Here is a 22,014-nt window from a genome sequence, read left to right on the forward strand (position 1 = left end):
TATGGTCCAAACACCCCATCACGACCCCGCCGCGCTGTCGCGCCGCAGGATCAAGCCCGCGTCGGAACGTACTGCTCTTATGGGAACCAGCAAGGCCAGACGACGTATTACCGCCTCCTGATCGTCCAGAACCAGCACGCCGGAGATCGGAAGGCTGGCCAGATCGGGGTCATCGATGCGGATCGGCGTCGCGAACTGGCGGTTCAGGTCGGCCACGACGTCGCCCAGCGGCTGGTCGCGATAGACCAGCCGGCCCGAACGCCAGCCCAGCACCTCGCCGGCGTCCACGGGGGCGATGCGCACGTCCGGGGCGCCTTCCCGATGATCAAGGCGCTGGCCAGGGTGCAGGCGATAGGCGGCGCCCTGCACGCCTGCGGCCGGACGGACCTCCACCGCGCCGCGGGCGACGGTGACGGACAGGCGGCCGTCGCGGCGGCGGACGTCGAACTGGGTGCCCACCACGCGGACGGTGCGGTCGCCGGCGGCGATGAGGAAGGGGCGTCGCGCGTCGTGGGCCACGTCGAACACCGCCTCGCCCTCGGCGAGCGCCACGTGGCGTCCCGAACGATCCAGGGTGACCGAAAGCCGTGTAGCGGCGTCGAGGTCGACGGTGGAGCCGTCGGCGAGCCTGACCGTCCGGTGTTCGCCTACGCCGGTGGCGTAGAGCTGGGTCGCGGGGCGGGACCCGATCTCGGGCAGGACGGCCACGGCGACGGTCGCCGCCACGGCCGCGGCGCCCGCCGCGAACCACAGCCTGCGCCGATCGGGGCGGACGGCGGCCCGGGCGGCCAGCGCGCCGGCCACCTCGCCCGCATGGCGGCCATACGCCAGCCAGACCGCCAGGGCCTGGTCGTAAGCGCGCGCGTTGTCGGGGGCGGCCTGCAACCAGGCGTCGAACGCCAGGGCGTCGGACAGGTCGAGCTCCGCCGCCTGGAGCCGCACGACCCAGTCGGCGGCCGCCTCCAGCCGCGCCTCGTTCCCGGCGTATCGCCGCGCCTGGCTCATGCGTCCGTCCATCGCCGCCGCGTCGGGCGGCTCCCTGAGAGACTAGACGCCGCGGCCCGCGGGCGCCCCCCAGTCATCAGATACAATTTCTGGTAGATCATGCCTGGAGCCTCGCGGTCAGGGCTTTCAGCGCGGCGCTGACGTGCTTCTCGACGGATTTCACCGACAGGCCCATGGCGCGCGCCGTGTCGGCATGGCTCAGGCCCTCCAGCTTGTGCAGGCGGAAGGCGCGCTGCATCTGCGGGGGCAGGTCGGCGACCGCGTCGACGAGCTGGCGCAGGCGCTGGCGCGAGGCCACGACGTCGTCGGCCGCCGGGTCGTCCGCCACCTCCTCGCCGCCCAGGCTCGTGCGGGCCGCTTCGCGCCACGCGGCGTCGCGCGCCGCCGAGCGGCTCTCCCCTCGGGCGCGGTCGAGCAGCAGGTTGAGGGCGGCCCGGTAGATGAGGGCCGCCGGGTTGTCGGGCGGGGGCCCGGGCTCGCGGGTGGCCAGCCGGACGTAGAGCTCCTGGGCCAGATCCTCGGCCGCGGCTCGCGACCCGGTCCGGGTCATCAGGAAGCGGACGAGATTCGCCCGCCGCTCGAGGTAGACCCCGAGCAACGGATCCCGCGGCGCCGATTCGCCCCTGCCGGCCATGCGGCGAGACATGCCCCATCCGGGGCTTCGCGCCAACCTCCGGAGGAGCCCGCAAGCGGTTGATTCCGCCGATTTTCCCGCCACCTCACGCGATCGGGCCTGAACCCCCGCGGCGCGGCGGCGTTTGCGCCTTTACGTGACGCGCGCGCCCGTAGGGGCTTGGCCCGCGGTAGGCAGACGGGCTATCCGCGGCTATTGGAACTGCTCACGCAAAAGGAGCGCGCGGGCATAGCCGGGCGCCGGTGTCTGGGGTCGAGGGAGTTTTCGTCTATGAGCCAACGCACCGTCCCGGGACTCGCGCCCGCGCCGACGAAGCACGCCGGACTCGTCAAATGGGTCGGCGAGATCGCCGAGCTGACGCAGCCGGACCGTGTCGTCTGGTGCGACGGGTCCGAGGCGGAATGGAACCGGCTCACCGACGAACTCGTGGCCGCCGGCACGCTGAAGCGCCTGAACCCCGACAAGCGTCCGAACTCCTTCTACGCCGCATCGGACCCGCGCGACGTCGCTCGCGTCGAGAGCCGCACCTTCATCTGCTCCGAGAAGCCCGAGGACGCCGGCCCGACCAACAACTGGCTCGACCCGGCCGAGATGCGGGCGGACCTGAAGGACCTGTTCAAGGGCGTGATGCGCGGCCGGACCATGTACGTGGTGCCGTTCTGCATGGGGCCGCTCGGCTCCAAGATCAGCGCCATCGGCGTCGAGATCACCGATTCCGCCTATGTGGCCGTATCCATGCGGATCATGACCCGCATGGGCCAGGCAGCCCTGGACCAGCTGGGCGAGGATGGCTTTTTCGTGCCCGCCGTCCATTCGGTGGGCATGCCGCTCGTGGACGGCGCCCAGGACGTGGCCTGGCCCTGCAACGAGACCAAGTACATCGTCCACTTCCCCGAGACGCGCGAGATCTGGTCGTACGGCTCGGGCTATGGCGGCAACGCGCTCTTGGGCAAGAAGTGCTTCGCGCTGCGGATCGCCTCGGTCATGGCCCGGGACGAGGGCTGGTTCGCCGAGCACATGCTGATCCTCAAGCTGACCTCGCCCGAGGGTCAGGTCCGCTACATCGCCGCCGCCTTCCCGAGCGCGTGCGGCAAGACCAACATGGCCATGCTGCAGCCCACGCTGAAGGGCTGGAAGGCGGAGACCATCGGCGACGACATCTGCTGGATGCGTTTCGGCGACGACGGCCGCCTCTACGCCGTGAACCCCGAGGCGGGCTTCTTCGGCGTGGCCCCCGGCACCGGCGTCAACACCAACGCCAACGCCATCGAAACCCTGCACTCCAACACCATCTTCACGAACGTGGCCCTCACCGAGGACGGCGACGTCTGGTGGGAAGGCATGACCGCCGAGCCGCCGGCCCGCCTCATCGACTGGAAGGGCCGGCCCTGGACGCCCGACAGCGACGAGCCCGCCGCCCACCCGAACGCCCGCTTCACCGTTCCGGCCTCGCAGTGCCCGGTGGCCGCGCCTGAATGGGAAGACCCGGCCGGCGTGCCGATCTCGGCCATCCTGTTCGGCGGCCGTAGAGCGTCGGCCGTGCCGCTGGTCACGGAGGCCCGCGACTGGCGCCACGGCGTGTTCATGGCCTCGAACGTGGCCTCGGAAGGCACCGCCGCAGCCGAGAACGCCATCGGCGAGCTGCGCCGCGATCCCTTCGCCATGCTGCCGTTCTGCGGCTACAACATGGGCGACTACTTCGGCCATTGGCTGGCCATGGGCGAGAAGGCCGATCCGGCCAAGCTGCCCCGCATCTACTTCGTCAACTGGTTCCGCAAGGACGAGCGCGGCAAGTTCGTGTGGCCGGGCTTCGGCGACAACTCGCGGGTTCTGAAGTGGATCGTCGAGCGCCTGGAGGGCCGGGCCGAGGCGGTCGAGACGCCGATCGGCCGGGTGCCGGCCAAGGACAGCCTGGACCTCACGGGCGTCACGCTTTCCGACGATCAGCTGGACCTGCTGCTGACCGTGGATCCCGAAATCTGGGCCCAGGAGGCGGCGCTGATCCCGGCCTTCTACGAACGCTTCGGCGACCGGCTGCCCCAGGCGCTCTGGAGCGAGCATCAGGCCCTGTTGCAGCGCCTGGAGCAGGCCGCCTCGCCGCAGGTCGTCGCCGCGGAATAGGGCCGCGGAATAGGAAGCGGAACGCGGGGGCTCAGCCCCCCGCGATGACCCGAAGGTTCGGCGCCGCGCCCGGCTTCTCGCCGCGCACCTGCGCCACCAGCTCGAAGAGGGCCGTGCGCACCTCATCGGCGTCGCCGCCCTGGGCCAGCTCGCTCAGGCGCTTGAGATGATCGTCGGTCACGCGCAGGGCGGAGTTGGAAATCACCTCCAGCACCTTGGGCGCGCAGGGCTCGGAACTCTCGGTCTCGTCCAAGAGGGCCTCGGTCAGCTTCTCGCCTGGACGCAGGCCGGTGATCTCGATCTCGATGTCGCGTCCAGGGGCGCGGCCGGACAGCGCGATCATCTGACGGGCCAGATCCATGATGCGGACCGGCTCGCCCATCTCCAGCAGGAACAGGCGAGCGCCCCGGCGTTCGCCCTCGGCGGAGGTGGCGACCGCGTGCAGCACAAGCTGGGCGGCCTCGGGAATGGTCATGAAGAACCGTTCCATGTCCGGGTGCGTGATCGTCACCGGCCCGCCGCGCTCGATCTGCGACTTGAAGATGGGCACCACCGAACCCGCCGACCCCAGCACGTTGCCGAAGCGCACCGCCGAGAACCGCGTGCCCTTGGCCCCCGACTGCTGCGCCTGGATCACGGCCTCGGCCATCCGCTTGGTGGCGCCCATGACGTTGGTGGGGTCGACCGCCTTGTCGGTGGAGATCAGCACCATCTGGCCGGCGCCGCTGGCCTTGGAGGCCTCGGCCACGTTCCAGGTGCCGATGACGTTCGTCAGGACACCCTCGCACGGGTGCTGCTCGACCATCGAGACGTGCTTCAGCGCGGCGGCGTGAAACACCAGATCGGGCTTCTCGGCCTTGAACGCCGCGGTCAGCCGGGAGGCCACCCGCACATCGCAAAGGACCGCCTTGCGCGGGATGTGCGGGAAGGTCTCACGCATCTCGCGCTCGATCTCGAAGAGGGCGGTCTCGGAGATGTCGAGCAGGGTGAGGTGCGCGCAGTCGAAAGCGGCGACCTGGCGGCAGAGCTCGGCCCCGATCGAGCCGCCGGCTCCGGTGATGAGCACCCGCCGCCCGCGGATCAGCTTGCCGATGGCGCCGCGGTCGAGCTCGATCGGATCGCGGGCCAGCAGTTCCTCGATGTTGATGTCCCGCATCGGCAGCAGGGTGACGCTGTCGTGCTGGGGCAGTTCCACGATCGACGGCAGGCGCAGCAGGCGGATGCCGTCGTTCTTCAGGCGGCCGAGTTGGTCGGCGGTCAGGCCCTTCAGTCGCGCCGGCTCCTCGAGGAACAGGATGGCGCGCGGGTAGCGGTTCCAGCGGCGGAGTTCGGCCAGGGCCTCGTCCAGGCGGTCCAGGGTGTCGAGGATGCAGACGCCGCGCACCTGCTGGCCCACGTCGCGGCGCTCGGTGGTGACGATGCCGACCGGCGTGTAGGTGCGGTCGTGGCTGCGGGCGACGTCGCGCAGGTAGGTGTCGGCCAGCGATGGCGGGCCGATCAGCAGCAGGGTCGGGGCCTGGGCCCGGTCGGTGACAGTCTTGAGCGGCGAGAAGCTGTCCAGGGCGCGCTCATGCAGGGCCCGGCGGGCGATCCGCACGCCCATGGAGGCCACCATCTGGAACAGCGGCGCCATGAACAGCGCCGAACGGGGCACGCCTCGGGCGCGGTCCAGCACGAACACGGCCAGCAGGAAGACTCCGACCGTGAGGAGGGCGCCGCGGGCCAGCACCAGGGCGTCGGGAATCGAGACATAGCGCCAAGGCGACAGTTCGCGCCGGAAAAGCAGGGCGAAAACCCCGGCCACGGCGCCGTAGAGCGCGGTGAGCTGCACGAACGTCAGGCTGGGCGGCAAACCCGGGATCGAGCCGGGCTGGGCCAAGGCGATGATATAGGCAAGAGCGAAGGCGAGCGCCGCAAGCGCGACGTCGGCGACGACGGTCTGGGCTCGGAAAGCCATACGCTCCATGCGCCGCACTCCGCCTAACCTTCCCGATTCGCAACCATAGACTTCGGAGTGCGACGGCCCACAAATTCCTTGCGGGTGCGAACCGTTCCGCTGTGGAACGCCTCGCGCACGACCTCAAAGCGCGTTCCGCTTAGGCGAAGAACCTTAAAAACAGGCGCCTTGCGGCGCAACGAAAAAGCCGCCGCGAACCGCGGCGGCCTCCTCGCTGGCTTTGGATCGCGGCCTAGAAGGACAGCTTGAGCGAAGCCACGACGCGGCTGTCGTAGATCTTTCCGAAGCCGTGCTCGCCAGTGTCCCAGTAGCGGAGGTCGACGCCGACGTGGTCGGTGAAGGCGTAGCCGGCGCCCAGGTTCCAGGTGGTGTAGTCGCCCGAGCCCTTCACCTCCTGGCGGCCCAGCGCGCCGCTGAAGGTGAACTTGGTGTCGGGGACGGCGATCGCGCCGTTGGCCTCGTAGTACCAGGCGTCGCCCGTGCCGCCGAAGAAGTCGGGCGAATAGTAGACGGCGGCGCCGAGGGTGGCGGGGCCGGCCGGGACCGAGGCGGCGACCTTGCCTTCCCAGTAGCCGTAGTCGGAGCCCGAGGGGGCGTCGACGTAGCCGTAGTAGATGACGCCAAGGTCGAGGCTGACGGCGCCCAGGGTGGGCTTCACGCCGGCGTAGACGTCCACCTCGGCGTCGGTGCTGTCGTTGAAGTCGACGTTGGAGGCCCAGACGCCGGCGTAGCCGATGGAGCCCAGCGTGGCGTCCACGCCGCCGAACACCTGCGGGTTCTCGTCGGTCTGGCTGACGCCGCGGAACACATAGTCCGAGGCCGCGCCGAGTTTGAAGGACAGCGAGACCGGGCTGTCGTCCTGGGCGTGAGCCGCGCCCGCGAGCGCCAGGGAACCGGCGGCGACGAGAAGCGACACTTTGATCTTGTTCATTATCTATCCCCTTGTTCTTCGATCCGACCACGGCCCGATCGTGCGGTGTCATCCTCGGCGGTCGGGCGACCAGATCAACGCACAGCGGACTGGATCGACCGCGGCCGGGCGCGCTGGTCGGAAATTGAGCAAGTGACTGCCCAAGCGCTCACGAATTGCGCAGCTTCCCCAGCGTCGGCGGATCAGCGGGCCACGAGCGGCGCGAAGCCAAGATGCATGCCGGCGTCCACCAGCAGAGTCTCGCCGGTCACGTGGCGGGAGGCTGGCGAGGCCAGGAAGACGGTCGCCTCGGCGATGTCCTGCGGCGTGGAGGCGGCGCGGAGCGGGGTCGTCGCCTCAGCGTTGGCGCGCAGCCTGTCGACGGCCGCATCCGGCATGCCCTTGCCGAACCAAGGCGTGTCGATGAAGCCGGGGCAGACCGCGTTGACCCGGATCCTGGGCGCCAGCGCCCGGGCCAGCGACAGCGTCATGGTGTTGAGCGCCCCCTTCGAAGCAGCATAGGGGACGGACGAGCCGACGCCCGTGACGCCCGCGATGGAAGCGGTGTTGACCACCGCGCCAGGACGCGCCCCGGCTTCCAGCAGGCTCCGGCAGGCGCGGATCATCTGGTAGGCCCCGACCACATTCACCGCGTAGAGGTCGAGGAAGTCCTGGGCCGAGACCGCGTCCATGTCGGCGTGGCCGGCGAAGCGCGTGACACCGGCATTGTTGAAAAGGGCGTCGATTCGGCCGAACGGCTGAGCAGCCGCGGCGATCTTCCGGCAGTCGTCATCCGAGGCCACGTCCCCCTGGACCAGGATGGCGTCGGCGCCCTCGGCGCGAACCAGGCGGGCGGTTTCCTCGGCCTCCGGGGCGCTGCGGGCGTAGTTCACGACGACGGCCTTGGCGCCGCGCCGGGCGACCTCGACGGCTATGGCCCGGCCCAGCCCCGTGGAGGCGCCGGTGACCACCACCACGAAATCCTCGAAGTCCCGTCCCGTCATGCCTCGCTCCCTGCGCCTTTGTTGCCTGGGCTTGTGTTGTTCGGCGTCCTACTAGCGGCTAAAGCCGCCGGCATGGAAGAGACCCACCTGACGCAACTTGGCCGGGAGGTCCGCGGGTTCGACAGCCCCGAGGCCGCCGTGCTTGAACGCGTGTCCAATCCGCACCCGGACGCGACGTACCTCGTGCGCTTCACGGCTCCGGAGTTCACCTCGCTCTGCCCGGTGACGGGCCAGCCGGATTTCGCCCACCTCGTCGTCGACTACGTCCCGGGCGACTGGCTGGTGGAATCGAAGTCGCTGAAGCTCTACCTCGGATCGTTCCGGAACCACGGCGCCTTCCATGAGGACTGCACGGTCGCCATCGGCCGGAGGCTGGTGTCGGAGCTTTCGCCCAAATGGCTGCGGATCGGCGGGTACTGGTACCCGCGGGGCGGCATTCCCATCGACGTTTTCTGGCAAAGCGGTGCGCCGCCGGAAGGTCTATGGCTGCCGGACCAAGGCGTCGCCCCCTATCGCGGTCGCGGTTGAGTGTATAATGGTCAAATTATTATAATGTCCGAGGTCTGACAGCTTCGGATTACTTGCCTTGGAAAGAATGAGGGCTGGATCATCCGATCTCGGCCCGTAGATGGGCCGGAATTCGTTTGGGTGGGATTTCCAGCGTCCTACTCTCGCTTGAGGCGAAAAGGACGCGCTGCGGACCTCCGAAGCCTGATCGGGCTTCCCAAAAGCTGCTTAGAGGCCTATAGGTGATCTTGCCCAACTCTCCTCGGGCGTGTCACCTCAGGCCGGGCGGCGCGGCGCGCCGTCCGGCCGCTGTGTGTCTGGAGCCCGGCCGCGGCTCCCCGAGCGCCTAGGCTTTCCAGCGACTTACCAGCGGTGCGACGTCCGGCCGTTCCCGCTCCAGCGGCGGTTCCTTCGCCGACCCGATCAGCAGGAATCCGGCCACGCGCTCGCCCGGCTGGACGCCGAGGAACGCGAGCGACTCGGCGTCGTAGCTGTACCAGTCGGTGATCCAGTTCGCGCCATAGCCCATGGCGAGGGCTCCGTAGAGCAGGTTCGCGCACACCGCGCCCGCCGAAAGCACCTGCTCCCATTCCGGGATCGCGCCCGGCTTCACATGCGAGACCACGACCACGGCCAATGGCGGCGTGCGCAGCTTGGCGAGCTTGGCGACCTGGCTTGCGTCGCCGCGGTCCCGGGCGAGCGCTTCCAGATGGTCGGCGAAGGCGGTCTTGTCCGTCCCGTCCAGGATGATGAAGCGCCACGGCGCGAGCTTGCCGTGGTCGGGGACCCGGACGGCGATGCGGAGCAGGTCGTCCAGTTCGGCGGGCGATGGAGCGGGGGCCTCGAGGGTCAGGGCCGACGCTGATCGTCGAAGGCCAAGGAACCTGAGCGTCTCGACCGAAGGCGAGACGGGTAAGGCTGCGCCGAAGTCAGGCGCTGGCGGCAGGGTGGAGCTCACGGGGAGGCCTTCGTGTTTAGAAAACCGAGAGGTGACACCCTTTATGGGGCCGCTCGCGCGTTCCGCAAGGCGAGGTGGCGCATGAACGGCAGGCCGGCTTGGTTGAAGGCGCACGGAAAGCCCTGGGTCCGCGGCGAGGGCCGCACAATGTACGACAACCCCTGGATCCGGGTCACCGAACACGACTCCGTCGCGCCAACGGGGCGGCCGGCGCTCTACGGCGTCGTCAGCTTCAAGAACCGGGCGGTGGCCATTCTGCCGCTGCATGACGACGGCACGGTGGTCCTGGTGGGCCAGCACCGATTGCCGCACGGCGACTACAGTTGGGAGGTCCCGGAGGGGGGCGGTCCCCTGGACGAGGCCCCGCTGGAGGCGGCCAAGCGCGAACTGGCCGAGGAGACCGGGCTGGCGACGGCGCGTGTGCCGTTCCGCGAGGCCCTCGAGGCGGCGACCGCCGGGAATCTGTCGGACATCTTAACAGTGGCGATGCCGCTTCGGGCCTACCATATGGCCCGAGAAGGGTCGTTGCCGCCCGCCGTCGCGCGGGCGATGCTAGGATAGGAAGGCCCCATGGGTCGGGAGGAGCCTATGAGCCAACGCTTGGAAGTGGTGCGCCCCGCGGCGCCCCCGCCGGTCTGGGCCGCGCTGCGGAACGAGGCCTATGCCGCCGCCAAGAGCGAGGCGGCGCTGGCCAGTCTGCTGGCCGCGGTCATCCTGAACCACGAAACCCTGGGGGATGCTCTGTCGTACCAGCTGGCGCGCAAGCTGGGCGACCAGGAGCTCAGGGCCATGAGCTTGCGGGACACCATCGAGGAAGCCTACGCGAGCGACCCCTCGATCGTGGAGATCGCCGAAGACGACCTGAAGGCGGTGTTCGAGCGCGACCCGGCCTGCAAGGGCTATGTCCAGCCGTTCCTGTTCTTCAAGGGGTTCCTGGCGCTGCAGACGCACCGGGTGGCGCACTGGCTCTGGAACGAAGGGCGCGAGACGCTCGCCTTCTACCTGCAGAGCCGCTCCAGCGAGCTGTTCCAGGTGGACATCAACCCCGCGACCCGGATCGGGCGGGCCGTGTTCATCGACCACGGCACCGGCATCGTCATCGGCGAGACGGCGGTGATCGGCGACGACGTGTCGATGCTGCAGGGCGTGACCCTGGGCGGGACCGGCGCCGAGCGTGGCGACCGCCACCCCAAGATCGGCCGGGGCGTCCTGCTGGGCGCGGGGGCCAAGGTGCTGGGCAACATCACCATCGGCGACTACGCCAAGGTGGCGTCGGGCTCGGTGGTGCTGAAGCCCGTGCCGCCGCACTGCACGGCGGCGGGCGTGCCGGCCAGGCTGGTCAACTGCCCGACCTGCGAGGAGCCGGCCAAGAGCATGGACCACACGCTGGCGGACGCCGTGTACGACTACGTGATCTGAGGTTCCCCCGGCGCGCCGGACCCGTTAGGTTCGCGCCGACCGATTTGCCGCCTCAGGAGCATCCCGCGTGGACGAGAAGACCATCCGCAAGATCGAAGGACATCTGCGCGGGACCTTCGCGAATGCGCGCATCACGCTCGTGCCGCGGCCCAAGCAGAAGGACTCCTGCGAGGTCTATATCGGCGAGGAGTTCGTGGGCGTGGTGTTCGAGGACGAGGACGAGGACGGCTCGTTCATGTTCGAGATGGCGATTCTCGCCGAGGACCTGCCCTGACTAGCGGACTTGAGTGACCCGGAGGCTGCCGGCCGGCAGAGGATCGAGGGGCGGCTGCTCCCCGGGCTCGCCCAGCCATGCGGCCCAGTCCCTGCGCGGCAGGATGGCGACCTGGCGATCATGATACGGCGCCATGTCCGGCCCCGGCGCGCAGGTAAGCAGCGTGAAGCGGTCGTCGCGGACCAGGCCGGCGATCCCCAGCATCCCGCCGTCGGCCGCCTCGAACAGCCACTTGGACTTGGGCGCCTTGGTTCCGGTGAACTCGTAGAATCCGTCGGCCGGCGCGATGCAGCGGCCGGTCGGGAAGTGGCGTCCCTCCGAGCGGACGTTGATCACCGGGCCACGCGGGCCGGGAAAGCCCCAGCGCAGCCGCATCAGCCGGGCGCCGCCGGCATGCGAGACCACAACGGGCGCCGGGTCGGTCGGGCGGATCGAGGCCAGGGGCTCCAGGTTCGGCGCGCCGCCCGCCCAGTCGAACGGCACGTTGAGCCGGCTGAACTCCTCCATCAGCTCGTGCAGCGGGCGCTGGAAGTGGTATTCGTTGCACACTGTAGAAAACCTGCGGCCTAGGCCGCGCCGCGGATGATGCGGCGGGCCTGAAAGGGCGGGATGATGGCGGTGATGTGGGCGGCCCAGCGCAGGCGGGCGTCGTGGCGCATCGGGCCGGCCACGCTCTCCAGGTCGTAGAGCCCCTGGCGCGAGCCCCGCAGCAGGCGTTTGACCAGCACCTCGTCGTCGGCCGTCTCGACCACCACCACATGGCCCAGCATGTCGGGCGTGGGCGGGGTGCGCTGATCCTCGAAATAGATCAGGGCTCCGTCGTCGGCGACGCCGCGCATGGAATGGCCGACGACGCGAAGCGCCACGGCCTGGTCGGTGCCGCCAGGGGGAATGGGGGCGAGCTCGCCGGGGTCCTGGCCGGTGGCGAAGAGCACGCTGCCCTCGGGATTGGCGCCCACCCGGCCGATCACCGGCACGAGGCCGGCTTCGGCGGCCGGGCGCATGGGGCCGGCGGCGTCGTAGAGCCATTCGGGCCTCACGCCGAAGGCCGCCGCGTACTCCTTGGCCCGCCGGTAGGAGAAGGGCGCGTTGCCGTTCTCGTTGGAGGCGTAGGTGTTGCGGTTCCAGGCGAAGGCGTCGGCCGCCGCGGCGGCGGTCTCGAATCCCTTGTCGATGCGGGCCTGGCGCAGCCGTTCGGCGCGTCCGTCCATGGTGGAAAAAATCCTGCGGTATCTCGGCTCTGTAGATAACCTGCATTTTTAATTTGGCCAAGCCGCCGTATGTTTTATACATTTTCGGCATGAGGACATCGCATCACGACCGGCCGGCGCACTCCGGCCAAGCTTACGCCGCGCTCAGGCACGGCGGGGCGTCCCAGGCCCGGGCAAGGGCGGAGCTGGCGCTGAGCGTCGAGCGCGCGGCCGAGCTGGAGGCCCGGTTCCGGGTCCGGCGGCCGGGGGAGGGGCCCGACGCCATGCGGCCGAGGTTCGCCCGCCACGAGGCCCATGTGGCCGCCGTGCTGGCGCGGGGCGGCTATCCGGCCATCTCCCGATGAGCGAGGGGGCGGCGACGCTGGTCGCCCGGGCGCTCGCCCGGCGCGAGCCCGGCGAGCGGGCCGAGTTCCTGCGCGAGCTCCTGGCCCACACGGCGGCGGGGCTGGTGGTCATCGAGGGCGAGCGGGAGGCGGGCGAGGCGGTCTACCGCCTGGCCGACGCGGTGGTGGCGCGCGCGGCGCGCCGCTGATCAGTTCAGGGAGTTCCGCGCATGAAGCGCATCCACGACCCCGCGCGGGCGACGCGCGAGCGGCTGCTCAGGCTGGAGCGGCAGGAGAAGGCCCGGATGGAAGCCCGCGCCGTGATGGACGGGGTGGCCGAGACGGTGGCGCTGGCCAAGGGGCGCGGCGCGGCCTTCGAGGCGCCCCGGGGCCGCAAGGCGCGGGCCCAGCCCTACCGGCGGCTCAGCGGCCTGGAGTGGCTGGAGGCCAAGGGCCGGATCGGCAAGGCGGCGAGGGCGGCCGGCGAGCGGTACGGGGCGATCTATCGCCGGGCCCGGATGGACCCCTCGATCCCCTCCACCCTGGAGCCCAAGGCGCACGGCGCCCTGCCGCCCGGCCAGTCGCTGAAGGCGCTGGCGGCCCACGCCCAGAGCACCGCCCAGGCCGAGGCGGCGCTGGCCGCCTGCCGCCGCCGGCTGATGATGCAGCCCGACCTGATCGCGGCCTGCGACCTCGTCTGCGGGGAGGAGAAGACGCCGCGGGAGGCGGCGGGCGGCGGCGACCGGGAGACGGTGCGGCTGGAGGCGGTGCTGAAGGTGGCCCTGGACCTGCTGGCGGCGGGATGAGGCTTCAGCGGCGGGGACAGTTGTTCGTATTTTGTTCTTGACGTCGCCACGCGTTCGTGAGAGAAAAATGCCAGCGTTGATCACTGCGCCTCGGGGCCGGCTCGGCGCTTGGGGCAGACCCCCTCCACCCGCCTTCGGCCGGTCCCCCTCCCCCGATGGGGGAGGAGAAGGGGGCGTCCTGGGCTCTGGCCCGACCGTAATCGGGCGCTTAGGCGGGCCCGCGTAAGCGCGGCGGCAATGGCGGAGCGGGGCGCGGGCGGGGGCTGACGCCGCACGTCGGGCTGGAGGGGCTGATCGCGCTGCCCCTGCTGGGCGGGATGGCCACCGGCGCGGCCCTGGCGCGGGGCATGATCGCGCAGGCCCGGCGGCGCGAGGCGGCGCTCTCCATCGCCTCGGGCGCGCTGAGCGAGGTCGCAGCCGAACGCTTCGCCGCCTGGAAGCTGACCCCGGCCGAGGCGGACGTGGCCACCTTCGCGCTCAAGGGCTGCGACGTGGCCGAGATCGCGGCCCTGCGCGGCGCGGCTCAGGGCACGGTGCGGGCCCAGTTGGCCCGCGTCTATGAGAAGGCCGGCGTGAGCTCGCAGGCGGGGCTGGCGAGCCTGTTCCTGGAGGACCTGTTCGCGGGGGCGGGGTGAGGGCGGGTGAGGGGGGCGTTGGCTCAGTCCCCTGCGCGCGCGTCAAACATACGGTTGCTGGGCCACCATAGACTGGGGCCGCGTGGCTCAGGTTCACCTTCCAACGGTTGGTGGAGATTGGCGTCTGGCCCACACCTGTTCCAACGTCCCGTTGTCTTCGCTGCGTAGCCGTAGACGACCATGTGATCGGCCAAATCCTCTCCCTCATCGCTCACGAGAGTGGCTCGCACCCTGCCTTGCTGATCCGGCCCTGTGACACTCCGAAGTTCCCAATTGCGCGCCCCTGGCGCTGAGACGGCCGCCTCCAGCGCATGCTTCGAGACGCCTCCAACCGCGGCCTCGGCCCAGCACTTGGCCCAAGGCCCTAACTCTGGAGCATCAATGCCGGCCACGCGCACGAGGCGCCCGTCAAAGATCAGGGTATCGCCATCCAACACCTTGATGTCGTGCTTCGACTTGGGAAACCCCGGAACCACGTCTCTCGGCTCGCACGCGCTCAAGGCGATGCTCGCGAGGATGGCGAGCACGCTCCGCACTTCTCCAGACGTCCTGCCCACGCCGCGTCTCCAACGCCTATCGCTCTTCCCAATGAGATAGAACTCGGCAACCTCCGCAATGGGGCGTAGTCGGACGTTCGTCAGCCTAGCGGGCCATCCTGCAATCCGCTGCGCCGCACAGGTCCCTATTGAGGGCGTCGCAGTCCACCCCCGCCGCCTCCTTCGGCTGGCTGCCGATCCAGAGCCGTGACCAGAAATCGTCCGTCCACGCTACCGGTACGGGAGATCGCATTCCAATCACGTCGCTTTTGACCTGCTCATCCCTGGTGCGGTCACCTGACGAAGCAATTATCACCGCCTTGCTCACCCGCAGGTCCGCCCCTGAGATCAAGACGCAGAGCCCTACTGGTCGCCCCTGGGGGCGAGATGGCTCGCGTGCAAGCGCGGGCACCGCAATGGCTAAGGCGGCGGCGCCGATGGTCAGAAGCCGCCGCAGGCCGCCATTGCTGAACTGATCGATCATGCTCGGAGCTTCGCTTGAGCCTCGTCCGATTTCCACCCATAGCTGACGTTCGGAACGTCCGCTTCCTGGCTGGCGGCGCAAGTGTCGGCTCTGCGGATCCCGATGTCGGCTACCGATCTGAATGGACCCCAGCCGCGCGCCGCCGACGCTCCCGCTAGCCCCGGCGCTTTCGGGCAGGGTGGAAGGCCTGGCCGGAGGCGAGCCGGGCCACCAGTTCGGCGATCTTGGCGGCGCGTTTCTCCGGGCCCTTGGCCTGCTGGACGCGATAGAGCACCGCGTAGCGGTTGGCGGCGTCGAGGCTGTCGAAGAACCGGCGGGCTTCCGGCTGGGCGTCGAGGGCGGCCGCGAGGTCCGGGTCCGGGGTCGCGCGGCCTTGCGGCGCGTAGGCGGCGTCCCAGCGGCCGTCGGCCTTGGCGCGCGTCACCTCGGCCAGGCCCTCGGGCGTCATCCGGCCCTGCGCGATCAGGCGCTCGGCGCGCTCGCGGTTCACCTGGGACCAGGCGCTACGGGCCCGGCGCCGCGTGAACCGGACCTTGTAGTAGTGCGCGTCCACGCGCCCGAGCTGCCCGTCGATCCAGCCATGGGCGAGCGCGCTGTCGATGGCGTCCGACTTGCTCAGCGTGGCCTCGGGCGCGCCAGCCTTGGCGAACTTCAGCCAGGCGCCGGGCGCCGTCTTCGGCTGGTCCGCCAGCCAGGCCTCGAAGGCCTGCGCGTGCGGGAAGGCGAGGAGCGGAAGGTCTTGGGAAGGCACTTGAACTCCAGTCTGCGACCCGAGTGGGGCATAGGTCCATGGCGGGGGAGCGTCAGGCAAGAGGCCGCCGGCGGGGGACGTGGAGCCAGCGGGCGCCAGATCGTTCCGCCGCGCCTGGGGCTCGCCCCCTCCACCAGCCGCTCTCCGCTACGCTTGGCGGGCGTTCGTCGCGCCGATCCGTCCCCCGGAGGGATCGGATACCGGTTGCGTGGCCGCAACCGCTCGCTCCTCACCCCTCTCGCCGCTTCGCGGGGAGGCAAGGGGCCTTGAGCACATTCGGATCGCGGCGGATGAAACCCGGGTCGTCCCCGCCCGGTTTCCGATCCGGGGCTCTTTGCGGGCGGGTGAAAGCGTGGAGGGAATGGCGCCGCCCCGCCCATGAAAGGGACCGACGATGAACAAGGCCATCATCTGCCTGTGGTACGACCACGACGCCGAGGCGGCGGCGAAGTTCTATGCGGCGACCTTCCCGAACACGACGGTGGGCGCCGTCCATCGCGCGCCGAGCGACTATCCGGACGGCAAGGCGGGCGACGTCCTGACCGTGGAGTTCACCGTCATGGGCATCCCCTGCATCGGCCTGAACGGCGGGACCGCGTTCAAGCAGACCGAGGCGTTCTCGTTCCAGGTCGCCACCGAGGACCAGGCCGAGACCGACCGCTACTGGAACGCCATCGTCGGCAACGGCGGGCAGGAGAGCCAGTGCGGCTGGTGCAAGGACCGGTGGGGCGTGAGCTGGCAGATCACGCCGCGCGTGCTGACCGAGGCCATGGCCAAGGGCGGCGAGACGGCGAAGCGCGCCTTCGAGGCCATGATGCCGATGCAGAAGATCGACGTGGCCAAGATCGAGGCGGCGGTGCGCGAGGCGGCGGACGCCTGAGGACGCGCGGGAAAGTCGGTTGGGGTGGTGCGCGAACACAGCTGCCGTAAGCTGCTGATTTCCGCGTAGGGCCAAGGTGATGACATCACGGCAAGAGCCCCGGCCCCACGGCCAAGCGCGCCCGGCATCCAAGGTGCTGGGCGGCGCGATCGTCGTCCTGCTGCTGCTGCTGAGCTTCGTGGTCGACGTCATTATGGGGCTCGCGGCCATGGGCACGGCCCGTGTGCCGCTCCTATGGCTGTTCCAGTGGCACCCGGTCTTGATCCTGGTCGCCCTGGTCTCCTTGGCATGGCAGTGGCGCGACCGGTCCGTCTGGCTGTTTGCTCTGGGGATAGCTGGCCTTCCCTTCGCCGCCCTCGCCCTGACGTCGTGGCTCTGAAGTCAGGGTCGCCCCCGAACGCGCCTTCGGCTGGAAGGCCGACCCCGACTCGGGGACGCTTAGGCCATGTCGGAGCGACCGTTGGACGGGCCGAGAGTGGGGTGCGGCGTCGCCGTCCTGCGGGACGGGGAGCTGCTGCTGATCCGCCGCGCCCGCGCGCCGGAGGCCGGTTGCTGGAGCCTGCCCGGCGGCAAGGTCGAACTTTGGGAAGGGACCGAAGGGGCCGCGCGCCGGGAGATCGCCGAAGAACTCGGGATCAAGCTTGGGGCGCTCGAACTTCTCTGCGTCGTGGACCTTTTCGTGCGCGAGGAGCGCGCGCATTGGGTGTCGCCAGCGTTCCTGGCGACGGCGTTCGAGGGCGAGCCGGCCTTGCTCGAACCCGAGAAGCACTCGGACCTGGGCTGGTTTCCGCTGGACGCCTTGCCCGGCCCGCTCGCACGGTCGGCCATGGAGGCGGCCGAAGCCCTCCGCAGACGCGAGGTCGCGACATGACCCGGAAGCTCACCGACAAGCCGATATCCATCGCGAGCGACCATCGCGGGGTGGCGCTGAAGGCGCGGCTAGCCGGGTGGCTGGCCGCCCACGGCTACGGCGTGAACGACTGCGGGACCGGCAGCGCCGCCGAGCGGGTGGATGCGCTGGACTACGCGCTCAGGCTGGTCGGCGAGATCAAGGCCGGCCGGTCGGACTTCGCTGTCGGCGTCTGCGGCAGCGGCCAGATGATGGCGATGACGGCCAACCGCTTCCGGTTCGTGCGGGCGGCGCTGCTGCACACGCCGGCCGAGAGCATCCCGGCCCGCGAACACGGCGACGCCAACATGCTGGTTCTGGGTGCGGACGTGACGGATGCGGCCGCGGCCGAGCAGATCCTGGAGGCCTTCCTGAGCACCGCCGCCCTGGGCGACCGCTACGCCCAGCGCCGGGAGCGGCTGGCGAAGCTGGAGACTTCTAAGCTGTAGAGGTGGGGGTGGCGCCAGCGCCTGAGGCCCGGCCCCCTCCACCCCCCGCTCTCCCGGCGGCCGGCGCCGGCCTCGGCCTGCGTTCGTCGCGCCGATCCGTCCCCCGGACGGATCGGATACCGGTTGCGTGGCCGCAACCGCTCGCTCCTCACCCCTCCCGCCGCTGCGCGGGGAGGCAGGGCCGAAACATCCATCATCGAGAAGGAAGCAAGCCATGGCGAGGACGCCAGGGCGCAAGCAGGCTGCGCCGCGAAAGAAGACGCCTGACGAGAACGGGATGGTGACGCACGTCCGCTATTCGAAGGCGGTGTGCGAGAAGATCTGCACGCGCATCGCCGGGGGCGAGGCGTGGTCGAAGATCGCCAACACGGGGGACCTGCCCTCGTACGCCACGATCTACGACTGGATGAAGCGGTACCCGGACTTCAAGGAGGCCTATGAGGAGGCCCGCGAGATGGCCGCCGACCGCAAGGCGGACAAGGCGCTGGAGGTGGCGGAGGCCACCACGCCGTCCACCGTCTCGGCCGACCGGCTGAAGGTCGCCACGCTCCACTGGCAGGCGGCCCGGGACAACCCGCGCCGCTACGGCCGCAAGGCCGAGGACCGGGTGAAGGAGGAGCCGACGGTGACCTTCTACATCCGCCATTTCGAGAAGGTCGTGGACGAGGACGGCCGGACCTATGTGCGGGAGATTCCGCGCGCGCCGAAGCGCCGCCGGAGGGCTGGCCCATGAGCCGGGCGCGAAAGGTGGAGAAGGGCCTGCCGCTGAAGTGGATGCCCAGGCCCCATCAGGTGGAGCTGTGGGAGGCCCTGCTGGGCGGCGCGCGCCGCGTGGACGTGGCCGCGCACCGGCGCTGGGGCAAGGACGAGGTGGCGCTGCAATGGGCGGCGGCCGAGGCCATGGAGCACCCGGGCACCTACTGGCACCTGCTGCCGGAGGCCAGCCAGGGCCGCAAGGCGATCTGGGACGCGGTGAACCCGCACACCGGAAAGCGCCGGCTGGACGAGGCGTTCGACCCCAGGTTCCGCAGGCGGACCCTGGACGACGAGATGAAGATCGAGCTGACCAACGGCTCGGTCTGGCAGGTGGCCGGCTCGGACAACCACGACAGCCTGGTGGGCGCCTCGCCGCGCGGGGTGGTGTTCTCGGAGTGGGCGCTGGCCCGGCCCGAGGCCTGGGTCTTCATCCGGCCCATCCTGGCGGAGAACGGCGGCTGGGCGCTGTTCCTGTGGACCCCGCGCGGACGCAACCACGCGACGCGGGCCTTCGAGCATCGCGAGCGCGAACCCGGCTGGCTGTGCATCCGGGCCTCCGCGGACAAGACCGAGGTGTTCACGCCCGAGCAACTGGAGCAGGAGCGGGTCGAACTGATCGCCGAGCTGGGCTCGAAGGAGGAGGGGGAGGCCAGGTTCGCCAGCGAATACCTGGTGGACTTCGACGCCGCGGCGCCCGGCGCCTACTACGCGAGCCTGCTGGGCGAGGCGGAGAAGGCGGGGCGGATCGGCCGCGTCCCCCACGACCCGTCGCTGCGCGTGGACACCGCCTGGGACCTGGGCGTGGACGACTACACGGCCATCTGGTTCTTCCAGCAGGTCGGGCGCGAGGTGCGGGCCATCGACTATTTCGAGACCAGCGGCGAGGGCCTGGCCGAGATCGTGCGCCAGGCGATCGCATCGAAGCCCTACGCCTGGGGGACCCACCACCTGCCGCACGACGTGATGGTGCGCGAGCTGGGGACGGGGCGGTCGCGGTACGACACCCTGCAGTCGCTGGGGTGTTCGGCGTCTCGGCGGGGAAGGCCACCGACCCGGAGGAGCGGGTCAACGCCGCGCGCCTGATGATCCCCGTGACCTGGTTCGACGCCGAGCGGTGCGGCCTGGGGCTGGAGCGGCTGCGGGCCTACCGCAAGCGCTGGAACCGGGCGACGCACAGCTACGCCGGGCCGGTGCACGACCGGGCGAGCCACGGCGCCGACGCCTTCGGGGAGTTCGCGCTGAACCGGCGGGGGGCGGCGCCGGCGGCGGAGCGGCGCACGGTGCGTCCGGCGGGCGGGGCGCTGAGCTGGATGGGGTGAGGGGTCAGCCCGCCTTCGCCGGCGGGTCGCGGCGCTCGAAGGGCAGGGTGTCGGCGCCGGCGGCGGGACGCGAGAAGGTCTGGCTCCACGCATCGAAGTTGTCGGCGGCGGGCTCGGCCTCGGCCGTCTCGGGCGGCGCGGCGGCGGCCGCAGCGGCGGCCTCGGCTTCGCGCCGACGCGCCTCGAGGCGCTCCTGCCGCCGCGGATCCGTGGCGCGCGCATAGGCCGCCACGGCCACCAGGGGGGCCGTCAGGCCGATCAGACCAACGAAGTATCCCATGCGCGCTCCCCTAGCAGAGGTCGGGCGGCGGGGGAATGCGGCGCGGCGGCTCGCCAGCCGGGGCCCGAGGAGATAGGGTGGCCGTCAAGGACCCATGAGCGACAAGATCCGCCAGTACCTGCGCCAGGCCGAGGAGGCCGAACGGATGGCCCAGGGCGCCGCCGACGAGGAGGAGCGCGCCGCCTTCGAGCGCATCGCCGCCCTCTGGCGCGACATGGCCGAGACCCGCCGGCACCTGAAGACCCAGGAAGGGTGACGCCCGGCGCAACCCCGCCGCTTGTCGCGGCAACCGCCGGTTCGTGTTGGACGGCCGCGCCGCGCGGTACGGGCGCTGGAACTCCAGCGTCCGGACGGCATGGATCTCTCGAAGGTTCACTTCCTGGTCATCGACGACAGCCACGAGACCGTGCTGCTGGTGCGATCCGTGCTGTCGAGCTGGGGCGCGCACGGGGTCCATGAGGCGGCGAGCGCCGAACGGGCGATCGAGGCCCTGACCACCACCAATCCGGACATCGCCATCCTGGACCAGCGCCTGGGCGGGGACGACGGCCTGTCGCTGCTGCGCTTCATCCGCAACGAGAGCGCCAATCCCTACCTGCCGGTGATCGTGCTGTCGGCCGACGGGCGCAAGGCGCGCGTGGCCGAGGCCCGCGACGCCGGGGCCAACGAGTTCCTGGTGAAGCCGTTCACCGCGCGGGGGCTCTACATCAAGCTGCAGTCGGTGATCCTGCAGCCCCGGCCGTTCGTGCGCTCGAAGGACTACTTCGGCCCGGACCGGCGGCGGAAGCCGGACCCCGAATACAAGGGACCCGAGCGGCGCGGCGGCTAACCCAGGCTGGCCGCCAGGATGGCGCCCGCCGACAGCAGGGCGCCCAGCGCCAGGCCGCCCAGGACGCTGGCCAGGTAGTCACGCACGCTGAGGGGGCTCCACGGCATCGGCGGGGAAACTCCCCGGGCGGGCGATTCCGCGCCACGACGCGGGGGTTGCAGGCGAGGCCTACCGAGACGGGCGCCGCGTGTCGCTCTTCCGCCGCGCCGTCACGCATCGCTGATGGAACCTCGGCGGCGGCTCCGCATTCGCTCCGCCCGGAAGAGAGAGGAGACTTGTCCCATGGATGGCGTAGGGATCATCGGCGCGATCATCATCGGCATCCTGGCCGGCTGGATCGCCGAGAAGGTGATGCGGCGGAACCACGGCCTGATCACCAACCTGATCGTGGGCGTCGTCGGCGCCTTCCTCGGCGGCTTCGTGGCCACCGCCCTGGGCTTCGATCCGGGCGAGGGGGCGATCCCCAGCCTGCTGATCGCGACGCTGGGGGCGATCCTGCTGCTGTTCCTGCTGGGCCTGTTCCAGCGCCGGCGCGTCTAGGCGTCGGTCAGGAGTAGTTGCAGGTGGTGTCGATCCACAGGGTCATGGACCCGAGCTGACCCGAGGCGCCCCTGGACGCCAGGCAGGTGTCCAGGGCCGACTTGAAGGCGCCCCAGGGCTCGGCGCCGCCTGACAGCAGGGCGGGCGCTGCGTCCACCGCGCGCGCGGCGCAGGTCCGGGCGGTGTCGAGCATGACCACGGCGATCGGGGCCGCGCTGCGCAGTTCGGCCACCAGTTCGCCCCGGCGCTCGAAGACGGCCCGGCGCAGCGGCGTGGCGAGCGTCAAGGCGCCGCCGGCCTCGATCTCGCGCGGCCCGCAGCGCTGGGCGGCCAGAGCGCCGGACCAGATCCGGTCGGCGCCGAACCACATGACGTGAAGGCGCGTATCCGGCGCCGCCATCGACGCGCCCCCGCCCGTGGCCTGCCCCCGAGGGGTGATCCGGGTTCAATGTTAGTGGATGGCGTTTACTGACGCCACGGTTGGGGTGGGCGAGCGCGCGCCCTCCACAGCTGGCGCGCTCGCCCATGGCACGACGG

At 70.6% G+C, this 22,014-nt stretch carries 32 protein-coding genes; 19 read left to right on the plus strand and 13 right to left on the minus strand.

Going from position 1 to position 22,014, the window contains the following annotated elements:
* Positions 1–18 precede the first annotated feature (18 nt).
* Positions 19–1,005, minus strand: coding sequence for a FecR family protein (locus ACK4TT_RS04790; protein ID WP_409638776.1), 987 nt, complete (start codon positions 1,003–1,005; stop codon positions 19–21).
* 97 nt (positions 1,006–1,102) lie between these two features.
* Positions 1,103–1,651 (minus strand): sigma-70 family RNA polymerase sigma factor, encoded by a 549-nt coding sequence (locus tag ACK4TT_RS04795; protein ID WP_409638773.1) that lies wholly within the window; start codon positions 1,649–1,651, stop codon positions 1,103–1,105.
* Between the two features lie 258 nt (positions 1,652–1,909).
* Here ACK4TT_RS04795 and ACK4TT_RS04800 point away from each other — a divergent pair, with 258 nt between their 5' ends.
* On the plus strand, positions 1,910–3,760 hold the full coding sequence (locus ACK4TT_RS04800; protein WP_409638770.1) for a phosphoenolpyruvate carboxykinase (GTP): 1,851 nt from the start codon (positions 1,910–1,912) through the stop codon (positions 3,758–3,760).
* Between the two features lie 31 nt (positions 3,761–3,791).
* On the opposite strand, the gene ACK4TT_RS04805 is transcribed toward ACK4TT_RS04800, so the two are convergent.
* The 3 genes from ACK4TT_RS04805 to ACK4TT_RS04815 all read right to left on the minus strand — a co-directional run bounded on the left by ACK4TT_RS04805 (position 3,792) and on the right by ACK4TT_RS04815 (position 7,631).
* Positions 3,792–5,726: a polysaccharide biosynthesis protein gene (locus ACK4TT_RS04805; RefSeq protein WP_410212541.1), complete on the minus strand. Its 1,935-nt coding sequence runs from the start codon at positions 5,724–5,726 to the stop codon at positions 3,792–3,794.
* 223 nt (positions 5,727–5,949) lie between these two features.
* Positions 5,950–6,648 carry a TorF family putative porin gene (locus ACK4TT_RS04810; RefSeq protein ID WP_410212542.1) on the minus strand — a complete coding sequence of 233 codons (699 nt, stop codon included), beginning with the start codon at positions 6,646–6,648 and terminating at the stop codon, positions 5,950–5,952.
* A 182-nt stretch (positions 6,649–6,830) separates the two neighbouring features.
* Entirely contained in the window at positions 6,831–7,631 is an 801-nt protein-coding gene (locus ACK4TT_RS04815) for an SDR family NAD(P)-dependent oxidoreductase (RefSeq protein WP_409638761.1), read from the minus strand.
* 72 nt (positions 7,632–7,703) lie between these two features.
* Here ACK4TT_RS04815 and queF point away from each other — a divergent pair, with 72 nt between their 5' ends.
* On the plus strand, positions 7,704–8,159 hold the full coding sequence (gene queF, locus ACK4TT_RS04820; protein ID WP_409638758.1) for a preQ(1) synthase: 456 nt from the start codon (positions 7,704–7,706) through the stop codon (positions 8,157–8,159).
* Between the two features lie 325 nt (positions 8,160–8,484).
* On the opposite strand, the gene ACK4TT_RS04825 is transcribed toward queF, so the two are convergent.
* Positions 8,485–9,096, minus strand: a complete 612-nt coding sequence (locus ACK4TT_RS04825) for a nitroreductase (protein ID WP_409638755.1) — start codon at positions 9,094–9,096, stop codon at positions 8,485–8,487.
* A 147-nt stretch (positions 9,097–9,243) separates the two neighbouring features.
* On the opposite strand from ACK4TT_RS04825, the gene ACK4TT_RS04830 reads away from it, so the two are divergent.
* The 3 genes from ACK4TT_RS04830 to ACK4TT_RS04840 all read left to right on the plus strand — a co-directional run bounded on the left by ACK4TT_RS04830 (position 9,244) and on the right by ACK4TT_RS04840 (position 10,789).
* Positions 9,244–9,657 carry an NUDIX domain-containing protein gene (locus ACK4TT_RS04830; protein WP_409638752.1) on the plus strand — a complete coding sequence of 138 codons (414 nt, stop codon included), beginning with the start codon at positions 9,244–9,246 and terminating at the stop codon, positions 9,655–9,657.
* Between the two features lie 27 nt (positions 9,658–9,684).
* Entirely contained in the window at positions 9,685–10,515 is an 831-nt protein-coding gene (gene cysE / locus ACK4TT_RS04835; protein WP_409638749.1) for a serine O-acetyltransferase, read from the plus strand.
* Positions 10,516–10,582: 67 nt separating this feature from the next.
* A complete protein-coding gene (locus tag ACK4TT_RS04840) occupies positions 10,583–10,789 on the plus strand; it encodes a DUF3126 family protein (RefSeq protein ID WP_409638746.1) in 207 nt (68 codons plus the stop codon).
* On the opposite strand, the gene ACK4TT_RS04845 is transcribed toward ACK4TT_RS04840, so the two are convergent.
* Both ACK4TT_RS04845 and ACK4TT_RS04850 read right to left on the minus strand, forming a co-directional pair.
* On the minus strand, positions 10,790–11,338 hold the full coding sequence (locus tag ACK4TT_RS04845; protein WP_410212543.1) for an SOS response-associated peptidase: 549 nt from the start codon (positions 11,336–11,338) through the stop codon (positions 10,790–10,792).
* 17 nt (positions 11,339–11,355) lie between these two features.
* Positions 11,356–12,000, minus strand: coding sequence for a S24 family peptidase (locus tag ACK4TT_RS04850; RefSeq protein ID WP_409638740.1), 645 nt, complete (start codon positions 11,998–12,000; stop codon positions 11,356–11,358).
* Positions 12,001–12,089: 89 nt separating this feature from the next.
* On the opposite strand from ACK4TT_RS04850, the gene ACK4TT_RS04855 reads away from it, so the two are divergent.
* The 4 genes from ACK4TT_RS04855 to ACK4TT_RS04870 all read left to right on the plus strand — a co-directional run bounded on the left by ACK4TT_RS04855 (position 12,090) and on the right by ACK4TT_RS04870 (position 13,764).
* Positions 12,090–12,344: a hypothetical protein gene (locus tag ACK4TT_RS04855; protein ID WP_409638737.1), complete on the plus strand. Its 255-nt coding sequence runs from the start codon at positions 12,090–12,092 to the stop codon at positions 12,342–12,344.
* Positions 12,341–12,532, plus strand: coding sequence for a hypothetical protein (locus ACK4TT_RS04860; protein WP_409638734.1), 192 nt, complete (start codon positions 12,341–12,343; stop codon positions 12,530–12,532). Before ACK4TT_RS04855 ends, ACK4TT_RS04860 begins: the two co-directional genes overlap by 4 nt.
* A 21-nt stretch (positions 12,533–12,553) precedes the next feature.
* On the plus strand, positions 12,554–13,129 hold the full coding sequence (locus ACK4TT_RS04865; protein ID WP_409638731.1) for a hypothetical protein: 576 nt from the start codon (positions 12,554–12,556) through the stop codon (positions 13,127–13,129).
* 317 nt (positions 13,130–13,446) lie between these two features.
* A complete protein-coding gene (locus ACK4TT_RS04870) occupies positions 13,447–13,764 on the plus strand; it encodes a hypothetical protein (RefSeq protein WP_409638728.1) in 318 nt (105 codons plus the stop codon).
* 23 nt (positions 13,765–13,787) lie between these two features.
* Here ACK4TT_RS04870 and ACK4TT_RS04875 read toward each other — a convergent pair whose 3' ends face one another.
* From ACK4TT_RS04875 to ACK4TT_RS04885, 3 genes are all read right to left on the minus strand, one after another.
* Positions 13,788–14,321, minus strand: coding sequence for a thermonuclease family protein (locus ACK4TT_RS04875; protein WP_410212544.1), 534 nt, complete (start codon positions 14,319–14,321; stop codon positions 13,788–13,790).
* Positions 14,322–14,406: 85 nt separating this feature from the next.
* On the minus strand, positions 14,407–14,784 hold the full coding sequence (locus ACK4TT_RS04880; RefSeq protein ID WP_410212545.1) for a hypothetical protein: 378 nt from the start codon (positions 14,782–14,784) through the stop codon (positions 14,407–14,409).
* A 154-nt stretch (positions 14,785–14,938) separates the two neighbouring features.
* Complete coding sequence (locus ACK4TT_RS04885; RefSeq protein WP_409640832.1) at positions 14,939–15,535, minus strand: YdeI/OmpD-associated family protein; 597 nt, start codon at positions 15,533–15,535, stop codon at positions 14,939–14,941.
* Positions 15,536–15,929: 394 nt separating this feature from the next.
* Between ACK4TT_RS04885 and ACK4TT_RS04890 the strand changes: the two genes are divergently transcribed.
* From ACK4TT_RS04890 to ACK4TT_RS04920, 7 genes are all read left to right on the plus strand, one after another.
* Entirely contained in the window at positions 15,930–16,415 is a 486-nt protein-coding gene (locus tag ACK4TT_RS04890; protein WP_409640835.1) for a VOC family protein, read from the plus strand.
* A 79-nt stretch (positions 16,416–16,494) separates the two neighbouring features.
* Positions 16,495–16,794 carry a hypothetical protein gene (locus ACK4TT_RS04895; RefSeq protein ID WP_410212546.1) on the plus strand — a complete coding sequence of 100 codons (300 nt, stop codon included), beginning with the start codon at positions 16,495–16,497 and terminating at the stop codon, positions 16,792–16,794.
* A gap of 81 nt (positions 16,795–16,875) precedes the next feature.
* Positions 16,876–17,286 carry an NUDIX domain-containing protein gene (locus ACK4TT_RS04900; protein ID WP_409640841.1) on the plus strand — a complete coding sequence of 137 codons (411 nt, stop codon included), beginning with the start codon at positions 16,876–16,878 and terminating at the stop codon, positions 17,284–17,286.
* Positions 17,283–17,753: an RpiB/LacA/LacB family sugar-phosphate isomerase gene (locus ACK4TT_RS04905; protein WP_409640844.1), complete on the plus strand. Its 471-nt coding sequence runs from the start codon at positions 17,283–17,285 to the stop codon at positions 17,751–17,753. Before ACK4TT_RS04900 ends, ACK4TT_RS04905 begins: the two co-directional genes overlap by 4 nt.
* Before the next feature lie 214 nt (positions 17,754–17,967).
* Positions 17,968–18,486, plus strand: a complete 519-nt coding sequence (locus ACK4TT_RS04910) for a hypothetical protein (RefSeq protein ID WP_409640847.1) — start codon at positions 17,968–17,970, stop codon at positions 18,484–18,486.
* On the plus strand, positions 18,483–19,592 hold the full coding sequence (locus ACK4TT_RS04915) for a hypothetical protein (protein ID WP_410212547.1): 1,110 nt from the start codon (positions 18,483–18,485) through the stop codon (positions 19,590–19,592). Before ACK4TT_RS04910 ends, ACK4TT_RS04915 begins: the two co-directional genes overlap by 4 nt.
* A complete protein-coding gene (locus ACK4TT_RS04920; RefSeq protein WP_410212548.1) occupies positions 19,592–19,828 on the plus strand; it encodes a hypothetical protein in 237 nt (78 codons plus the stop codon). Before ACK4TT_RS04915 ends, ACK4TT_RS04920 begins: the two co-directional genes overlap by 1 nt.
* Positions 19,829–19,832: 4 nt before the next feature.
* Here ACK4TT_RS04920 and ACK4TT_RS04925 read toward each other — a convergent pair whose 3' ends face one another.
* The gene (locus tag ACK4TT_RS04925) at positions 19,833–20,108 is read right to left on the minus strand and encodes a hypothetical protein (protein ID WP_409640853.1); all 276 of its coding nucleotides are present in this window, start codon (positions 20,106–20,108) and stop codon (positions 19,833–19,835) included.
* A gap of 94 nt (positions 20,109–20,202) precedes the next feature.
* Between ACK4TT_RS04925 and ACK4TT_RS04930 the strand changes: the two genes are divergently transcribed.
* From ACK4TT_RS04930 to ACK4TT_RS04940, 3 genes are all read left to right on the plus strand, one after another.
* Positions 20,203–20,364, plus strand: coding sequence for a hypothetical protein (locus ACK4TT_RS04930; RefSeq protein WP_409640856.1), 162 nt, complete (start codon positions 20,203–20,205; stop codon positions 20,362–20,364).
* 99 nt (positions 20,365–20,463) lie between these two features.
* A complete protein-coding gene (locus ACK4TT_RS04935) occupies positions 20,464–20,937 on the plus strand; it encodes a response regulator (RefSeq protein ID WP_409640859.1) in 474 nt (157 codons plus the stop codon).
* A 282-nt stretch (positions 20,938–21,219) separates the two neighbouring features.
* A complete protein-coding gene (locus tag ACK4TT_RS04940) occupies positions 21,220–21,477 on the plus strand; it encodes a GlsB/YeaQ/YmgE family stress response membrane protein (protein WP_409640862.1) in 258 nt (85 codons plus the stop codon).
* Between the two features lie 7 nt (positions 21,478–21,484).
* Here ACK4TT_RS04940 and ACK4TT_RS04945 read toward each other — a convergent pair whose 3' ends face one another.
* On the minus strand, positions 21,485–21,877 hold the full coding sequence (locus ACK4TT_RS04945; protein ID WP_410212549.1) for a hypothetical protein: 393 nt from the start codon (positions 21,875–21,877) through the stop codon (positions 21,485–21,487).
* Positions 21,878–22,014: the final 137 nt, after the last annotated feature.

It is taken from the genome of Phenylobacterium sp., assembly GCF_046463815.1.
Lineage (GTDB): Bacteria > Pseudomonadota > Alphaproteobacteria > Caulobacterales > Caulobacteraceae > Phenylobacterium.

Bases quoted from the DNA above. Each gene is read 5' to 3' on its own strand.
- ACK4TT_RS04850 (WP_409638740.1), bottom strand. From the start codon at position 12,000: ATGGACGGACGCGCCGAACGGCTGCGCCAGGCCCGCATCGACAAGGGA.
- ACK4TT_RS04915 (WP_410212547.1), top strand. From the start codon at position 18,483: ATGAGCCGGGCGCGAAAGGTGGAGAAGGGCCTGCCGCTGAAGTGGATG.
- ACK4TT_RS04910 (WP_409640847.1), top strand. From the start codon at position 17,968: ATGGCGAGGACGCCAGGGCGCAAGCAGGCTGCGCCGCGAAAGAAGACG.
- ACK4TT_RS04930 (WP_409640856.1), top strand. From the start codon at position 20,203: ATGAGCGACAAGATCCGCCAGTACCTGCGCCAGGCCGAGGAGGCCGAA.
- ACK4TT_RS04880 (WP_410212545.1), bottom strand. From the start codon at position 14,784: ATGATCGATCAGTTCAGCAATGGCGGCCTGCGGCGGCTTCTGACCATC.
- ACK4TT_RS04860 (WP_409638734.1), top strand. From the start codon at position 12,341: ATGAGCGAGGGGGCGGCGACGCTGGTCGCCCGGGCGCTCGCCCGGCGC.
- ACK4TT_RS04895 (WP_410212546.1), top strand. From the start codon at position 16,495: ATGACATCACGGCAAGAGCCCCGGCCCCACGGCCAAGCGCGCCCGGCA.
- ACK4TT_RS04790 (WP_409638776.1), bottom strand. From the start codon at position 1,005: ATGAGCCAGGCGCGGCGATACGCCGGGAACGAGGCGCGGCTGGAGGCG.
- ACK4TT_RS04945 (WP_410212549.1), bottom strand. From the start codon at position 21,877: ATGGCGGCGCCGGATACGCGCCTTCACGTCATGTGGTTCGGCGCCGAC.
- ACK4TT_RS04920 (WP_410212548.1), top strand. From the start codon at position 19,592: ATGATCCCCGTGACCTGGTTCGACGCCGAGCGGTGCGGCCTGGGGCTG.
- ACK4TT_RS04805 (WP_410212541.1), bottom strand. From the start codon at position 5,726: ATGGAGCGTATGGCTTTCCGAGCCCAGACCGTCGTCGCCGACGTCGCG.
- ACK4TT_RS04865 (WP_409638731.1), top strand. From the start codon at position 12,554: ATGAAGCGCATCCACGACCCCGCGCGGGCGACGCGCGAGCGGCTGCTC.
- ACK4TT_RS04795 (WP_409638773.1), bottom strand. From the start codon at position 1,651: ATGTCTCGCCGCATGGCCGGCAGGGGCGAATCGGCGCCGCGGGATCCG.
- ACK4TT_RS04940 (WP_409640862.1), top strand. From the start codon at position 21,220: ATGGATGGCGTAGGGATCATCGGCGCGATCATCATCGGCATCCTGGCC.
- ACK4TT_RS04855 (WP_409638737.1), top strand. From the start codon at position 12,090: ATGAGGACATCGCATCACGACCGGCCGGCGCACTCCGGCCAAGCTTAC.
- ACK4TT_RS04870 (WP_409638728.1), top strand. From the start codon at position 13,447: ATGGCCACCGGCGCGGCCCTGGCGCGGGGCATGATCGCGCAGGCCCGG.
- ACK4TT_RS04905 (WP_409640844.1), top strand. From the start codon at position 17,283: ATGACCCGGAAGCTCACCGACAAGCCGATATCCATCGCGAGCGACCAT.
- cysE (WP_409638749.1), top strand. From the start codon at position 9,685: ATGAGCCAACGCTTGGAAGTGGTGCGCCCCGCGGCGCCCCCGCCGGTC.
- ACK4TT_RS04830 (WP_409638752.1), top strand. From the start codon at position 9,244: ATGTACGACAACCCCTGGATCCGGGTCACCGAACACGACTCCGTCGCG.
- ACK4TT_RS04925 (WP_409640853.1), bottom strand. From the start codon at position 20,108: ATGGGATACTTCGTTGGTCTGATCGGCCTGACGGCCCCCCTGGTGGCC.
- ACK4TT_RS04815 (WP_409638761.1), bottom strand. From the start codon at position 7,631: ATGACGGGACGGGACTTCGAGGATTTCGTGGTGGTGGTCACCGGCGCC.
- ACK4TT_RS04890 (WP_409640835.1), top strand. From the start codon at position 15,930: ATGAACAAGGCCATCATCTGCCTGTGGTACGACCACGACGCCGAGGCG.
- queF (WP_409638758.1), top strand. From the start codon at position 7,704: ATGGAAGAGACCCACCTGACGCAACTTGGCCGGGAGGTCCGCGGGTTC.
- ACK4TT_RS04800 (WP_409638770.1), top strand. From the start codon at position 1,910: ATGAGCCAACGCACCGTCCCGGGACTCGCGCCCGCGCCGACGAAGCAC.
- ACK4TT_RS04810 (WP_410212542.1), bottom strand. From the start codon at position 6,648: ATGAACAAGATCAAAGTGTCGCTTCTCGTCGCCGCCGGTTCCCTGGCG.
- ACK4TT_RS04935 (WP_409640859.1), top strand. From the start codon at position 20,464: ATGGATCTCTCGAAGGTTCACTTCCTGGTCATCGACGACAGCCACGAG.